This window comes from Streptomyces pratensis (assembly GCF_037137275.1).
GTDB classification, from domain to species: domain Bacteria; phylum Actinomycetota; class Actinomycetes; order Streptomycetales; family Streptomycetaceae; genus Streptomyces; species Streptomyces pratensis_B.
The window spans coordinates 441,437-456,911 of record NZ_JBBBEN010000102.1 but is presented as its reverse complement, the minus strand read 5'-3'; the positions used below and the strand labels follow the sequence as shown (position 1 = coordinate 456,911).

At 72.2% G+C, this 15,475-nt stretch carries 12 protein-coding genes; 2 read left to right on the top strand and 10 right to left on the bottom strand.

The window, feature by feature from the left end; all coding sequences use genetic code 11:
* Window positions 1–29 precede the first annotated feature (29 nt).
* Entirely contained in the window at window positions 30–740 is a 711-nt protein-coding gene (locus V9U70_RS29080) for a nitroreductase family protein (RefSeq protein WP_336680063.1), read from the top strand.
* A 148-nt stretch (window positions 741–888) separates the two neighbouring features.
* Here the strand turns inward: V9U70_RS29080 and pruA are convergent, their stop codons facing one another.
* Complete coding sequence (pruA, locus tag V9U70_RS29075; RefSeq protein ID WP_336680062.1) at window positions 889–2,520, bottom strand: L-glutamate gamma-semialdehyde dehydrogenase; 1,632 nt, start codon at window positions 2,518–2,520, stop codon at window positions 889–891.
* 67 nt (window positions 2,521–2,587) lie between these two features.
* Window positions 2,588–3,514: a proline dehydrogenase family protein gene (locus V9U70_RS29070; protein ID WP_336680061.1), complete on the bottom strand. Its 927-nt coding sequence runs from the start codon at window positions 3,512–3,514 to the stop codon at window positions 2,588–2,590.
* Between the two features lie 179 nt (window positions 3,515–3,693).
* On the opposite strand from V9U70_RS29070, the gene V9U70_RS29065 reads away from it, so the two are divergent.
* Window positions 3,694–4,857, top strand: a complete 1,164-nt coding sequence (locus V9U70_RS29065; protein WP_336680060.1) for a PucR family transcriptional regulator — start codon at window positions 3,694–3,696, stop codon at window positions 4,855–4,857.
* A gap of 40 nt (window positions 4,858–4,897) precedes the next feature.
* Here V9U70_RS29065 and V9U70_RS29060 read toward each other — a convergent pair whose 3' ends face one another.
* The 8 genes from V9U70_RS29060 to V9U70_RS29025 all read right to left on the bottom strand — a co-directional run bounded on the left by V9U70_RS29060 (window position 4,898) and on the right by V9U70_RS29025 (window position 15,285).
* Window positions 4,898–5,680 (bottom strand): isoprenyl transferase, encoded by a 783-nt coding sequence (locus V9U70_RS29060; protein WP_336680059.1) that lies wholly within the window; start codon window positions 5,678–5,680, stop codon window positions 4,898–4,900.
* A 95-nt stretch (window positions 5,681–5,775) separates the two neighbouring features.
* Complete coding sequence (locus tag V9U70_RS29055) at window positions 5,776–6,306, bottom strand: hypothetical protein (protein ID WP_336680058.1); 531 nt, start codon at window positions 6,304–6,306, stop codon at window positions 5,776–5,778.
* Window positions 6,303–7,001 carry a hypothetical protein gene (locus tag V9U70_RS29050; protein ID WP_336680057.1) on the bottom strand — a complete coding sequence of 233 codons (699 nt, stop codon included), beginning with the start codon at window positions 6,999–7,001 and terminating at the stop codon, window positions 6,303–6,305. Before V9U70_RS29050 ends, V9U70_RS29055 begins: the two co-directional genes overlap by 4 nt.
* Before the next feature lie 73 nt (window positions 7,002–7,074).
* Window positions 7,075–9,552, bottom strand: a complete 2,478-nt coding sequence (locus V9U70_RS29045; protein WP_336680056.1) for a Tox-REase-5 domain-containing protein — start codon at window positions 9,550–9,552, stop codon at window positions 7,075–7,077.
* 304 nt (window positions 9,553–9,856) lie between these two features.
* On the bottom strand, window positions 9,857–11,449 hold the full coding sequence (gene serA, locus V9U70_RS29040) for a phosphoglycerate dehydrogenase (RefSeq protein ID WP_336680055.1): 1,593 nt from the start codon (window positions 11,447–11,449) through the stop codon (window positions 9,857–9,859).
* A 324-nt stretch (window positions 11,450–11,773) separates the two neighbouring features.
* On the bottom strand, window positions 11,774–12,775 hold the full coding sequence (gene ilvC / locus V9U70_RS29035) for a ketol-acid reductoisomerase (RefSeq protein WP_336680054.1): 1,002 nt from the start codon (window positions 12,773–12,775) through the stop codon (window positions 11,774–11,776).
* A 103-nt stretch (window positions 12,776–12,878) separates the two neighbouring features.
* Complete coding sequence (gene ilvN / locus V9U70_RS29030; protein ID WP_148020972.1) at window positions 12,879–13,406, bottom strand: acetolactate synthase small subunit; 528 nt, start codon at window positions 13,404–13,406, stop codon at window positions 12,879–12,881.
* A 22-nt stretch (window positions 13,407–13,428) separates the two neighbouring features.
* Window positions 13,429–15,285 carry an acetolactate synthase large subunit gene (locus tag V9U70_RS29025; RefSeq protein WP_336680052.1) on the bottom strand — a complete coding sequence of 619 codons (1,857 nt, stop codon included), beginning with the start codon at window positions 15,283–15,285 and terminating at the stop codon, window positions 13,429–13,431.
* Window positions 15,286–15,475: the final 190 nt, after the last annotated feature.

Genomic DNA, 15,475 nt, shown 5'->3' with positions numbered 1-15,475 from the left:
GTCCGCCCCCGGCCGCGCACACTGCGGCCATGTCTGACACGACGCCCGAGCACCGCCGGTGGTCGCCCACCCACGGCGAGCCGTACCGCCCCACGCCCTACCGTCCGGTACGGGTCCCGCCAGAGGAGTCCCTCGCGCGCGCCGCCCGGCTGCGGCAGCGTATGGACGAACGCAGGACCGTCCGCGCCTTCTCGCCCGACCCGGTCCCCGACCAGGTGCTGCGCGACGCCATCGCGTGTGCGGCCACCGCCCCTTCCGGCGCGCATCAGCAACCGTGGACGTTCGTCCTCGTCAAGGACCCCGAGGTGCGCCGACGCATACGGGAGGCCGCCGAGCACGAGGAGGAGCTGAGCTACGACGGGCGGCTCGGCGAGGAGTGGCTGGCGGCGCTGCGCCCGCTGGGCACCGACGCGGTGAAGGCCCACATGACGGACGCGCCCGCCCTGATCGTCGTGTTCCAGCAGCGCCACTGGCTCGGCGAGGACGGCACGAAGCGCAAGCACTACTACGTCGACGAGTCGGTCGGCATCGCGGTGGGGATGCTGCTGAGCGCCCTGCACCTGTCCGGGCTGGCCGCGCTGGTCCACACCCCGAGCCCGATGCGTTTCCTGGGCGAGGTGCTGGGCCGCCCTTCGAACGAGAAGGCGTTCGCCGTGATCCCCGTCGGCCACCCAGCCGACGACTGCGAGGTCCCCGACCTGGTGCGCAAATCGCTGGACCAGGTGCTGGTGGAGGTCTGAGCGTCCCCTCTGCGCCCCGTACGGGGGCGGTACGAAGAAACCGCCCCCCGGCCGGCAGGGGGGCCGGTCGGGGGGCGGTGCTCGGGCGGGGCGCCCCGCGGAGCGCCCCGCGTCCGGGGCGCCGTGCTGCGACGCCCCGGGGAGGGCGTCAGCCCTGGTGCGGGTAGGTGTAGTCGGTCGGCGGGACCAGCGTCTCCTTGATGGCCCGGGTCAGGGTCCAGCGCTGGAGGTTCTGCGGGGCGCCCGCCTTGTCGCAGGTGCCAGAGGCCCGGCCGCCGCCGAAGGGCTGCTGGCCGACGACGGCGCCGGTCGACTTGTCGTTGATGTAGAAGTTGCCCGCGGCGTAGCGGAGCTTGTCCATCGTGTACGCGGCGGCCGCGCGGTCACCCGCGATGACCGAGCCGGTCAGCGCGTAGTCGGAGACCGACTCCATCTGCTCCAGCATGGCGTCGTACGCGTCGTCCTCGTACACGTGGACCGCGAGGATCGGGCCGAAGTACTCGGTCGTGAAGACCTCGTTGGAGGGATCGGTGCACTCGATGACGGTCGGCCGGACGAAGTAGCCCACCGAGTCGTCGTAGCTGCCGCCCGCGACGACGGTGCACGACGGGTCGCTCTTGGCGCGGTCGATCGCGGCCTTGTTCTTGGCGAACGAGCGCTCGTCGATGACGGCTCCGATGAAGTTGGACAGGTCGGTGACGTCGCCCATCTTGATGGCGTCGACCTCGGCCGCGAACTCCTCCCTGAAGCCGGAGTTCCAGATGGAGGCCGGGATGTACGCCCGCGAGGACGCGGAGCACTTCTGGCCCTGGAACTCGAAGGAGCCGCGGGTCAGCGCGGTCTTCAGGACGGCGCGGTCGGCGCTGGGGTGCGCCACGACGAAGTCCTTGCCGCCGGTCTCACCGACCAGCCGCGGGTAGGTGCGGTACGTGGCGATGTTGTTGCCGACCGTCTTCCACAGGTGCTGGAAGGTGGGGGTCGAGCCGGTGAAGTGGATGCCGGCCAGGTCGCGGTGGTTCAGCGCCACCTCGGAGACGGCGATGCCGTCGCCGGTGACCAGGTTGATGACGCCCTTGGGCAGCCCGGCCTCCTCCAGGAGCTGCATCAGCAGCACGGCGGCGTGGGTCTGGGTCGGGGACGGCTTCCACACCACGACGTTGCCCATGAGGGCGGGGGCGGTGGGGAGGTTGCCCGCGATGGCGGTGAAGTTGAACGGCGTGATCGCGTAGACGAAGCCCTCCAGCGGACGGTGGTCCATGCGGTTCCACACGCCCGGGGAGTTCGCCGGGGGCTGCTCCGCGAGGATCTGGCGCGCGTAGTGCACGTTGAAGCGCCAGAAGTCGATGAGCTCGCAGGGGGTGTCGATCTCTGCCTGCTGGGCGGTCTTGGACTGGCCCAGCATGGTGGAGGCGGCCAGCGTCTCGCGCCAGGGGCCGGCCAGCAGCTCGGCGGCGCGCAGGATGATCGCGGCGCGGTCGTCGAAGGACATGGCGCGCCAGGCCGGAGCGGCGGCGAGGGCCGCGTCGATGGCGTCCTGGGCGTCCTGCTCCGTGGCCCCGGCGAAGGTGCCGATGACCGACCGGTGGTTGTGCGGCTGTACGACGTTCACGCGCTCGCCGCCGCCCATCCGCTTCTCGCCGCCGATGGTCATCGGCAGGTCGATCGGATTCTGGCTGAGCTCCTTGAGCTTCTTCTCCAGGCGGGCGCGCTCCGGGGAGCCCGGGGCGTAGGAGTGGACCGGCTCGTTGACCGGCGCGGGGACCTGGGTGACGGCGTCCATGAGTGCCTTGTCTCCTTGGGTGTCGGCGGGAAAAGGGGGTGTCGGCCGTGGCCGCTTCGCCGGGGGCTCAGCCCTTGGTGAGGATCGAGCGGGCGAAGAACAGCAGGTTGGCCGGCTTCTCCGCGAGGCGGCGCATGAAATATCCGTACCAGTCGGTGCCGTACGCCGTGTAGACGCGCATCCGGTGGCCCTCGGCCGCGAGCCGGAGGTGCTCGTCGCTGCGGATGCCGTACAGCATCTGGAACTCGTACTCGTCCAGTTTGCGCCCCGCCTGGCGGCCCAGCTCCTGGGCGATGGCGATGAGACGGGGGTCGTGGGACCCGATCATCGGGTAGCCCTCGCCCTCCATCAGAATCCTCGTGATGCGGACGTACGCCTTGTCGATCTCCGCCTTGTCCTGGTAGGCGACGGAGGCGGGCTCCTTGTAGGCGCCCTTCACGATCCGTACGCGGCTGCCGGCGGCGGCGAGCCGGCGGGCGTCGTCCTCGGTGCGGAACAGGTACGACTGGATAACGCATCCGGTCTGCGGATATTCCCTCCGCAGCTCCTCGTGGACGGCGAACATGGAGTCGAGGGTGGTGTGGTCCTCGGCGTCCAGGGTGACGGTCGTGCCGATGGCGGCAGCGGCCTCGACGACGGGGCGCACGTTGGCGAGGGCCAGTTCGTGGCCGTTCTCCAGCGACTGCCCGAACATCGAGAGCTTCACCGACATCTCGGCGCGGGCCCCCAGACCCAGGTCCTTGAGGCGCTCGACCAGCGCCAGGTAGGCGTCGCGCGCGCCCTCGGCCTGCTCGGGGGTGGTGATGTCCTCGCCGACCACGTCGAGCGTGACCTCCAGGCCCTTGTCCGCGGCGTCCTCGACGATCGGCACGACCTGGTCGACCGTCTCCCCGGCGATGAAGCGGTCGACGACCTGCTTGGTGCCGGGCGCCGCCGAGACGAACCGACGCATCTTGTCGCTGCGGGACGCGGCGAGAATCACGGGACCCAGCACGGGGCACCTCCACGAATGTACAGAAGAACAGCCATACCGGTACGAAGATGAACGGACCGGCACGGCACGGATAACCACCGTGAAATCTAGAGATCGCTCCGATCCTGTGCCATCGACACCTGTCACGCATCCGTGGCCGCCATCTCAGACACATGTCTGAAGAGTGCGAGAATGGCGGAGTGACAGGCGATTACCAGGAACTGGTCGACGAGATCTCCGCCCTCCTCGACGCCCCGGCCACCCTGGAGAACCGGGACTTCGGCCTGGTCGCCTTCGGAGCCCACGACAGCGACGACGACACCGAGATGGACCCGGTGCGCACCCGTTCGATCCTGACCCGGCGCTCGACGCCCGCCGTCCGTGCCTGGTTCGAGGCCTTCGGGATCACGCGGGCCACCGGGCCCGTCCGGATTCCCGCCGCCCCGGAGGCCGGGGTCTTCCGGGGCCGCGTCTGCCTTCCGGTACGCCATCGGGGGGTGGTCCTCGGCTACGTCTGGCTGCTCGACACCGACCCCGGCCCGGCGGGCGAGCAGCTGAGCGCCGCGATGGAGGTCGCCGCACGGATCGGGGCGCTGCTCTACGACGAGGCGCGGGCCGGGGCGGACCTCTCGCGGGAGTTCGGCGCCGTGCTCACGGCGGGGCCAGGCCGGCAGCATGACACCGCCGTGGCCGCGCTGCGCGAGGCGCTGGGCCGGGACGCCGAGGGGCTGCACGCGGTGGTGTGCGTGACCCCGTGGCCCGACGCCACGCCGTCGGTCCGGGGCGTCGCGGCGGCGGCGGCCGTCGCGGCCGTCGCCGCTCCGGGAGCGGGGCCGGGGCCCGACCCGGGGCCGATGTCGCTGGCGGCGCTGATCCGGCTGCGCTCGGCGGACCGCCTGGACCCGGCCCTGAGCGCGGCGGACCGGCTGCGCACGAGCGCGGGCCCGGCCGCCACCGGGGGCGTCGCGGCGGCGCGCCGGGGTCTGGACGAGCTGACGGCCTCCTGGCGCGAGGCCACGGCGGCGGCTCGCGCCGCACGGGCGGAGCCCCGCTTCGGCCCGGTCGCCCGGTGGTCGGCGATCGGCCCGTACCGCCTGCTCACAGCTCTCCCCCGCCCGGCCGACACCGCACGGGACCCGGCGGTCGCCAGCCTGCTGGCTCCACCGCACCGGGACCTCGCGCGCACCGCCGAGGTGTTCCTCGACTGCGCGGGGCAGGCGAGCCGGACGGCGGCCACGCTGGGCGTGCACCGCCAGACGCTCTACTACAGGCTCTCCCGCATCCAGCAGATCACCGGCCTCGATCTGAACGACGGCGAGGACCGGCTGCTGCTGCACATGGCGCTGAAGGGGGAGCGGCTGTGACGGGCGGACACGGCGGGCAGCGGCGCGGGGGGCGCGGCCGTCACTTGCCGAAGCGGCGCTCCCGGTTGGCGTACGAGCGCAGCGCGCGCAGGAAGTCCACGTGCCGGAAGGCCGGCCAGTAGCAGTCCACCCAGTGCATCTCGGCGTAGGCGGACTGCCAGAGCAGGAAGCCGGAGAGCCGCTGCTCACCGGAGGTCCGGATGATGAAGTCGGTGTGGTCGGCGATCGGCGAGTAGAGGTGCCGGGAGATGTCGTCGATACCGAACCGCGCGACCAGCTCGGCCGGGTCGCCGCCGGCCGCCATGTGCTCCTCGAAGGCGCTCTTCACCGCGTCGACGATCTCTCGCCGACCGCCGTAGCCGACCGCCACGTCCACCTTGAGCCCGCCGCGGCCCGCCGTCGCCTCTGTGGCCTCCTTGAGGACCCGGGCGCTGGTGCCGGGCAGCATGTCGAGCGAGCCGATCACCCGGACCTCCCAGTCGCGGCCCTGTGCGGTGATGTCGCGGACGGTGTCCTCGATGACCTCGATCAGCGGGCCGAGCTCCTCGGCGGGGCGGCCGAGGTTGTCGTCGGAGAGCATGAAGAGCGTCACGTGCTCGATGCCGGCGGCGGTGCACCAGCCGAGGAAGGTGGTCACCTTGGCCCCGCCCGCCCGGTACCCCTCACGGACGTCCGTGTGTCCCGCCTCGCGGGCCCAGCGCCGGTTGCCGTCGACCATGATCCCGACGTGCTGCGGGCGGGGCAGCCCCACCAGGGTGCTGGCGAGCCGCCGTTCGTAAACCGCTTCGATCGGCCGCCGGAGGAACAGGGGAAGCAGCTTCATGGACCTTCTCCATCACACGACGGCTGATGTCGAAGGACTTTATCAGCGGCCCCCGCCCCCTACGGATCAGCGGCCCCCGCCCCCTCCGGCCCGCCTCACAGCGGGCCGTCCGCGTCGCCCGGGCCGGGCGCCGTACGGTCGCCGACCAGGGCGGCCAGCACCAGCGGCGCGTCCCCGTCGCTGTGGCCGCCGCCCACCGCGACCCAGCGTCCGCCGGGGCCGACAGGGCCCCAGACGCTCAGGTCCCCGTACAGGTCCTCGGCGAACAGCGCCGCGAACAGCGGCTCCACGGGGGAGCCCGCCTGCCACCTCATCAGCGGGCCGTCCAGCCGGACCGTGCGGTGGGGGCCCCAACGGCAGTCCAACGCCCGTGCCAGCGAGGCGAGAAGCGCCGCCGCGGTCTCCTGCGCCTCGTCCCACTCGGGGCCGTACACCCCGGTCAGCTGCCCGCCCTCCCACAGCGGCACGATCCGGAAACCCGCGCCGACGGTGGCCGTCCACTCGCCGGTCGCCGGGTCGCCCTCCGCGGTGGTGGGACCGGTGGCCGGCAGGGGGGCGTCGAGGAGCTCCCCGACCTCTGCGGCCGCACGGTCCACCGCGAAGGTCTCACCGGCCCGCGAGGTCACAGGACGGCCCGGTCCAGCGGGCGGGGCAGCGGCTCCAGCGCTCCCGCCTCGCGCAACCGCTCGTACGCCCGCACCACCGCGGCGCTGTCGCCCGGCGCGGCGACGCTCAGCAGCTCCCCGCCGCCGGGGAGCCGCTCGCGCACCGCTGCCAGGTCGTCCGGTACGAGGGCGGCGCGGGCGGCGGACAGGTAACCGGCCCGGCCGATGACGGGGTCGCCCACCGAGAACCCCGCCTCGTCCTCCAGCGCGTCCAGCACGTCGTCGTCGCTGACGTCCCCGAAGTCCGGCTCCCACACCCGGGCCAGGAGGGACAGGACCCCCTCCTCCGGCACCACCGCGACGTCCGGCGCGTGCAGGACGACCGCGAGCGACTGGAGCAGGGACCGGGGGGCGCCCCCGGCCAGTCCGCTGAGTTCGACCTCCCACCCGGGCGTGCCCGTGCCGACGAGCCGCAGCCCGGTACCGGTGAGGTCCGACCAGTCGGCCGCGCTCTGGGCGGTGCGCAGCGCGTCGAGCAGGGCCGCCCCGTCGGGGGTGAGCGCGGTCGCCGGTCCGTTCGCGTGGACCTGGCTCCAGGCGCCGGCCGCCTGGGGCACCAGCGCGGCGAGCCCTCGCAGGGTCTGCTGCCACCGGTCGGCCAGGACTTCCACCGGCTCGGGCCTCGGACCCCAGAAGCCCCGCACTACACGTCGCATGCTCGTCTCTCCTCCGTCGGGCCGGCCGCTGCGCCGCTCCGCGGCCGGGGCACTCGCGTTGCAGGCTACTCGGCTACCCGCCGAAGGCCCCGGGTTTCCTCGTGCTGTCGTTCGGCTTCGTCGGGTTGTGGACCACTCTGATCGGCAGCTGCTCGTCGCGGAAAGCCCTCCGGGCCGCCTTGGCCACGTCCGGGTCGGAGAAGTGCCACTCCACCGTCCGGCCGCCGGACGCCTCCACCTGGGCGCGGGCCTCTGCGACGAACCTCTCCCTGCCGGACGCGGTGAGGGAACCGCGGTCGGTCTTGGAGAGGTAGCCGCCGTAGCCGTTCTTGGCCTCCAGGAAGGTCTGCCGGGAGGAGTCCCAGCCGTCGTACTCCACCGCCGGCTTGCCCTCACGGGGGTGCGGGACGACGTACTCCTGGCCGCGGTTGACGCCGGTGACCTGCTCCTGGTAGCGGAGCCAGGACTCGTTCTTCCAGTTGGGCGCGGGATTGCGGTCCCGGCTCGCCCAGTAGCCGTCGCCCGCGTCGGCGTCGCCGAGCTCGCGGTCGGCGAGGTCGTCGGCCCAGGACGGCGGGTCGTAGTTGCGCGGGTCGGAGGTGTCGTCCCGCCGCGGGCCCGGGTACCGCTTCTTGTCCGCCTCCGCCGCGCGGGCCCGCTCCGGCTCCTCCAGCCGTTTCCGCTCCAGGTGCGCGGCCCGCTCGGCCGCCCGCGCCTCGGCGGCCGCCGCCTGGGCCGCCTCGTCGCAGCCGCCCTCCGCGAGTACGGCCCGTGCCGGGACGCCGCCCGCCAGCACGCCGGTCCCGGACCCCGCGACGCCGGCGCTGCCGCCTCCCCCGTACCGCACCGGCGGCGGTCCAGCGGCGATGGCGCAGCCCGTCCGACGCGCCGCGTCCTCGGCGCTGTCCGCCGCTTCGTCGGCGTCCTTCGCCGCCGCGCGCACGCCGTCGAGGTCGCCCGCCTCCGCCGCCTCGCGGGCCCGGCGGGCGGCGGCCCCGGCGTCGTCGGCGGCGTGGGAGACGGCTCCGGCGACCCGGCCCACCTCGCCGAGCGCGCCGACCTTGCTGACGACCTTCCCGACGTTGTAGCCGGGGATGAAGAGCGAACCGACGTTCCAGATCACATCGGTGACGGCCCTGGTCCTCTCCCCGTCGTTCCACCGCTCGCGGACCTCGTCCCCGACGAAGACGTCGTCGCCGACCGTGACCACGGTGGTGACGGAGGCCGTGCCCCAGTCCCGGACCGCGCCCAGGTAGTCGCCGTCCCGCCATTTGTCGCCCGCGGCCGCGGAGTCGTCCGCCCACCGGTCCGCGAGCTGCCGGCCGTAGTCGGCCAGCCCCGTCCAGGTCTCCGGATCGAACAGGTCGGCGATCCCGGTGATGTCACCCCAGACGCCGTCGACCACCAGACCCGTGAACACCTGGCTCGTACGGTCCCAGGCGCAGCCGAAGAAGCCCCAGCCGCCGCAGTCCTCCTTGTCCTCTGCCCGGCCGCCGCCGTCTTCGCCGTCCTTGCCCCCCGGGGCGGACGCGGGCACGTCGTGGGCGGCCTCGGGCTCCTCGGCGTCCTCGGGGAACGTGTCCACGCCGGTTCCGGGCCGCCCGTCGTCGTCGGGGCCGCCGGCGCCGCCGCCGACGGCCCCCGTGTCGCCGGCGCCGGAGGACTCCCCCGCGGTGCCGCCGGCGCCGCCCGTGCTCTCCGCCCCGCCGGAGCCGCCGGCGCCGCCCGTGGCATCGCCGCCGGTGGCTCCGGCGGTCGTCGAGCCGCCGTCCGCGCTGCCGGGGGCGCCCGCGTCGGCCTCTCCCCCGGCTCCCCCGTCCGTACCGCCGTTCGCGGCACCGGCCTCCGTCGCACCGCCCTCCGACGTCCCGCCGCCGTCGGTCCGGTCACCCGCCTCGACGGAACCGCTGCCCGCAGGGGCCGGGCACGAAGAGCCGGTCAGTGAGCAGATCGCCGACTGGAGGCCGTCGGTGATCCGGCCGCCGAGGCCGCCCACCGCGAGGGCCGCGATCAGCGCGACGACGATCAGGACCAGGCCGAGGTACTCCAGGGCCGTCTGCCCCCGGTCCCGGCGCCAGGTGATCACGTGCGGAAGGGAGAACTCCGGCGGCTGCCCGCGCTCGGCGGGCGGCAGCCGGAACCACGCCCGGCTCTGCGGACGGCTGATCAGCACGGTGATCAGGGCCGGCAGGGCCAACTGGGTCAGTCCGTCCGGCGATCCGTCCCGGAGGTTGGCGAGCCCGCCGATGACCAGCCACGCCTGGACGGCGACGATCCCCCACCGCACCCGCGCGCCGCCGGTCCGTACGTGCCGGGCCAGCAGCGCCGCGAGCACCCCGGGGGCGCAGGCGTACAGCAGGACGCCGAGCACCTCGGCGCCCATCGCCCCCACCGCGAGGGCAGATCCGGACAGGCCGACCGCCCCCAGCACCGTCGCGCCGAACAGCACGAGGAGCAGCACGCGCACCAGGACGAGCGGGCCCGGCAGTTCACGTCGCGGGGCGGCCGGAGCCGGTCCTCCCGCCGCGGATATGCCATCGACAGCAGCCATACGCGGTTCGCCCCCCGGTGCCCATGGATGCCATGACAACCGGTCACCCTAGGGTCGGGGCCTTCGCAGGTCGTGGGCCCCAGGGCCCAACCCCGGACCCACCAAGCCCCCGGGGGCGGCCGCCTGCGCGCCGGCGCCCGGGCGGCGGGCTCGCCCGCTCGGCAGCCGTGAGTGCGGGGGTGCGGGGGTGCGGGGGTGCGGGGGTGCGGGGGTGCGGGGGTGCGGACGGCAGCGTACCCGGCAACCGGGCCTCCCGTACGGAACGAGGAGTCGGCTGCCGGGTACGGAGAAGACCGCGCGCGGGTCAGTCGGTGAGGTTGACCGAACGGGCCGAGGAGGCGCCGATCTCCTCGGCGATCTCGGTCAGCACCGGCTGCGGAACGGTGTCGTCGACGGTGAGGACGACGAGCGCCTCGCCGCCCACGGCGGCCCGCGAGACCTGCATGCCCGCGATGTTCAGCCCGGCCTCACCGAGGATCTTGCCGACCGCGCCCACCACACCGGGACGGTCCTGGTAGCGCAGGACGGCCATGTGGTCGGCGAGCGCCAGGTCGACGTCGTGCTCGCCGATGGCCACGATCTTCTGGAGGTTCTTCGGGCCGGCGAGGGTGCCCGAGACCGCGACCTCCTGGCCGTCGGCCAGGGTGCCGCGCACGGTGACCACGTTGCGGTGGTCGGGCGACTCGGAGCTGGTGGTGAGACGGACCTCGACACCGCGCTCCTGGGCGAAGAGCGGGGCGTTGACGTAGCTGACGGTCTCGTCGACGACGTCCTCGAAGACGCCCTTCAGTGCCGAGAGCTCCAGCACCTTGACGTCGTGCTGGGTGATCTCGCCGTACACCTCGACGTCGAGGCGGGCCGCTACCTCGCCCGCCAGCGCGGTGAAGATCCGGCCGAGCTTCTCGGCGAGCGGCAGGCCGGGGCGCACGTCCTCGGCGATGACTCCGCCCTGGACGTTGACCGCGTCCGGGACCAACTCGCCGGCGAGCGCCAGACGGACGGACTTGGCGACCGCGATACCCGCCTTCTCCTGCGCCTCGTCCGTGGACGCGCCGAGGTGCGGGGTGCAGACGACCTGGTCGAACTGGAAGAGCGGGGAGTCCGTGCAGGGCTCCTTCGCGTAGACGTCGAGGCCGGCGCCGGCGACGCGGCCCTCCTTGAGCGCGGAGGCCAGGGCCTCCTCGTCGACGATCCCACCGCGCGCGGCATTGACGATGCGCACCGAGGGCTTGACCTTGTGCAGCGCTTCGTCGCCGATCAGACCGAGCGTCTCGGGGGTCTTCGGCAGGTGCACCGTGATGAAGTCGGCGACCTCCAGCAGCTCGTCCAGGCTGAGGAGCTTGACGCCCATCTGCGCGGCGCGGGCCGGCTGGACATAGGGGTCGTAGGCGACGATCTTCATGCCGAAGGCCGACATGCGCTGCGCGACCAGGACGCCGATGCGGCCGAGGCCGACGACGCCGAGGACCTTCTCGCTCAGCTCGACCCCGGTGTACTTCGAACGCTTCCACTCGCCGTTCTTCAGGGCGGTGTTGGCCTGCGGGATGTTGCGGGCGGTGGCCACCAGCAGACCGCAGGCCAGCTCGGCCGCGGTGACGATGTTGGAGGTGGGGGCGTTGACGACCATCACGCCGGCCTTGGTGGCGGAGGAGACGTCGACGTTGTCCAGACCGACGCCCGCGCGGGCCACGACCCGGAGCTTCTTGGCGGCGGCGATGGCCTCTGCGTCGACCTTGGTGGCGGAGCGCACCAGGATGGCGTCGACGTCGGCGATCGCGGGGAGCAGTTCGGCGCGGTCCGCGCCGTTGCAGTGCCGGATCTCGAAATCCGGACCCAGAGCGTCGACCGTTGCGGGCGACAGCTCTTCAGCGATGAGTACGACAGGTTTCGAGCTCACGTGAGTCCTCACAAGTCCAGTGCGGACGGCCGTCCCGACGGCCGCAGGCGGTGGAGGGGCTAGCCGCGTGGTAGACGCACGACACTGTGGGCCCTGACGCGTGTATGTGTTGAGAAGTGTAGTCATGCGATGGGCCTTCCACCGCGCCCCGGCGGAAGGATCACCCGCACGAGGGCGAACGCCGCGTGGACGCCTGCCTCACCCGTACGGAGCGACCGCTCCCGCCACCGCCTCCCGCCCTGTCTCCGCAGTGACACGGGGGCGGGGGGACGGGCACGGCGGGCGGGGCGGGCCCCTGCGGACCCGCCCCGCCCGCGAAGAGACCTAGGCCTCTTCGTCGTTCACCCAGCTCATGAGCTTGCGCAGCTCACGGCCGGTGGTCTCCAGCAGGTGGTCGCTGTCGGCCTTCTTGTACTCGTTGTACTTGGGCAGGCCGTTGTGGTACTCGGCCATCCAGTTCTTGGCGAAGGTGCCGTCCTGGATCTCGGTGAGGACCTTCTTCATCTCGGCCTTGGTGGCGTCGGTGATGATCCGCGGACCGGTGACGTAGTCGCCCCACTCTGCGGTCTCCGAGATGGACCAGCGCATCTTCTCCAGGCCGCCCTCGTACATGAGGTCGACGATGAGCTTCAGCTCGTGCAGGCACTCGAAGTACGCGATCTCGGGCTGGTAGCCGGCCTCGGTCAGCGTCTCGAAACCGGCCTTGACCAGAGCGGCGGTGCCACCGCAGAGAACGGCCTGCTCACCGAACAGGTCGGTCTCGGTCTCCTCGGTGAAGGTGGTCTTGATGACGCCGGCGCGGGTGCCGCCGATGCCCTTGGCGTACGACAGGGCGAGCGCCAGGCCCTTGCCCGAGGCGTCCTGCTCGACGGCCACGATGCACGGGACGCCGCGGCCCTCCTCGTACTGGCGGCGGACCAGGTGGCCGGGGCCCTTGGGCGCGACCATGCAGACGTCGACGCCGGCCGGCGGCTTGATGAAGCCGAAGCGGATGTTCAGGCCGTGGCCGAAGAACAGCGCGTCGCCGTCCTTGAGATTGTCCTTGATGGACTCCTCGTAGACCTGGGCCTGGATCGGGTCCGGAACGAGGACCATGATGACGTCGGCCTCGGCGGCGGCCTCGGACGGGGTCACCACGCGCAGGCCCTGCTCCTCGGCCTTGGCCTTGGACTTCGAGCCCTCGTGCAGGCCGACGCGGACGTCGACGCCGGAGTCGCGCAGCGACAGCGCGTGGGCGTGGCCCTGGCTGCCGTAGCCGATGACCGCGACCTTGCGGCCCTGGATGATGGACAGGTCGGCATCGTCGTCGTAGAACAGCTCGGCCACTGGGTCTTCTCCTTGGTGTGCAGGTGTTGCGTCCCACCGTACGGCGGGTGCGTCGGGTGCGTTGTCGGGTCTCGCCATGCGAGCGGCGCGGCGGCCGCTGCGCTCAGGCCGTGCGGTCGAGGGCGCGCAGGGACCGGTCGGTGATCGAGCGCGCGCCGCGCCCTATGGCGATGGTGCCGGACTGGACCAGCTCCTTGATGCCGTACTGCTCCAGCATCTTGAGCATCGCCTCCAGCTTGTCGGCCCCTCCGGTCGCCTCGATCGTGACGGCCTCCGGGGAGACGTCCACGGTCTTGGCGCGGAACAGCTGGACGATCTCGACGATCTGGGAGCGGGTCTCGCTGTCGGCGCGGACCTTCACCAGGACGAGCTCCCGCTGGATCGCGGCGGCGGGCTCGAGTTCGACGATCTTCAGTACGTTGACCAGCTTGTTGAGCTGCTTGGTCACCTGCTCCAGAGGCAGGTCCTCGACATTCACGACGATGGTGATGCGGGAGATGTCGGGGTGCTCGGTGGTGCCGACCGCGAGGGAGTCGATGTTGAAGCCGCGGCGGGAGAACAGGGCGGTGATCCGGGCGAGGACACCTGGCTTGTTCTCGACCAGGACGGAGAGCGTGTGCTTGGTGGACATGGAGTCGGTCTCTCTCTGTCTCTCAGTCGTCTTCGTTGTCGCCGAAGTCGGGGCGGACCCCGCGTGCGGCCTGGACCTCGTCGTTGGAGGTGCCGGCGGCGACCATCGGCCAGACCATGGCGTCCTCGTGGACGATGAAGTCGATCACGACCGGTCGGTCGTTGACGGAGTTGGCCTCTTCGATGACCTTGTCCAGGTCCGCGGGGTCCTCACAGCGGATCGCGTAACAGCCCATCGCCTCGGACAGCTTGACGAAGTCCGGGACGCGGGTCCCCTTGGCCGGGACGCCGTCCGTGTCCGTGCCGGAGTGCAGCACGGTGTTGGAGTAGCGCTGGTTGTAGAAGAGGGTCTGCCACTGCCGGACCATTCCGAGGGCGCCGTTGTTGATGACGGCGACCTTGATCGGGATGTTGTTGAGCGCGCAGGTGGTCAGTTCCTGGTTGGTCATCTGGAAGCAGCCGTCGCCGTCGATCGCCCAGACGGTGCGCTCGGGCATGCCGGCCTTCGCTCCCATCGCGGCCGGGACCGCGTACCCCATCGTCCCGGCGCCTCCGCTGTTGAGCCAGGTGGCGGGCTGCTCGTAGTCGATGAAGTGCGAGGCCCACATCTGGTGCTGGCCGACGCCCGCCGCGAAGATCGTGCCCTCGGGGGCGAGTCGGCCGATGCGCTGGATGACCTGCTGCGGGGAGAGGCTGCCGTCCTCGGGGAGGTCGTAGCCCAGCGGGTAGGTGTCGCGCCAGCGGTCGAGGTCCTTCCACCAGGCGGTGTAGTCCCCGGTGTTGCCCTCGGTGTGCTCGGCCTGGACGGCCTGGACCAGGTCGGCCAGGACCTCGCGGGCGTCGCCCACGATCGGCACGTCGGCGGTGCGGTTCTTGCCGATCTCGGCCGGGTCGATGTCGGCGTGGACGATCTTGGCGTACGGGGCGAAGCTGTCCAGCTTGCCGGTGACGCGGTCGTCGAAGCGGGCTCCGAGGGCGACGATCAGGTCGGCCTTCTGGAGCGCGGTGACGGCGGTGACCGCACCGTGCATGCCCGGCATTCCCACGTGCAGCGGGTGGCTGTCGGGGAACGCGCCGAGCGCCATGAGGGTGGTGGTGACGGGTGCTCCGGTCAGCTCCGCGAGGACCTTCAGCTCGGCGGTGGCCCCCGCCTTGAGGACGCCGCCGCCGACGTACAGCACGGGGCGCTTGGCCTGGGTGATGAGCTTGGCGGCCTCGCGGATCTGCTTGGCGTGCGGCTTGGTCACCGGCCGGTAGCCGGGCAGGTCCAGGACGGGCGGCCAGCTGAAGGTCGTACGCGCCTGGAGGGCGTCCTTGGCGATGTCGACGAGGACCGGTCCGGGGCGGCCGGTGGAGGCGATGTGGAAGGCCTCCGCGATGGTGCGCGGGATGTCCTCTGCCTTGGTGACCAGGAAGTTGTGCTTCGTGATCGGCATCGTGATGCCGCAGATGTCGGCTTCCTGGAAGGCGTCGGTGCCGATGGCCTTGGAGGCGACCTGTCCGGTGATCGCGACGAGCGGCACGGAGTCCATGTGCGCGTCGGCGATCGGGGTGACCAGGTTGGTGGCGCCGGGCCCCGAGGTGGCCATGCACACGCCGACCCGACCGGTGGCCTGCGCGTACCCGGTGGCGGCGTGTCCTGCGCCCTGCTCGTGGCGGACGAGGACGTGACGGACCCGGGTCGAGTCCATCATCGGGTCGTAGGCGGGGAGGATCGCGCCGCCGGGAATGCCGAATACCGTGTCGGCGCCGACTTCCTCAAGAGAACGGATGAGGGACTGCGCGCCCGTGACGTGCGTGACGGTGGCGGACGGCTGTCCGCCGGTACGGGCGCGCGGCTGCGGGTGATGGGCCCCGGTGGCCTGCTCGGTCATCGGCATTCTCTTCTCGAAGCTGAGGGTTTTCGCGGGTGTTTTGCAGCAGTTTGAGAGGTGTCGGTGCAACAAAAAACCCCTCGTGCCGTGAGGCAGGCGAGGGGAGCGCGTCGGGTGTGGTTCGCAGAGTGCCGTGGAGCGACTCCGCTTCAGCCGACGCGCTTTCCAAGTACGAGAATTCGGGTGCGCATGGCAC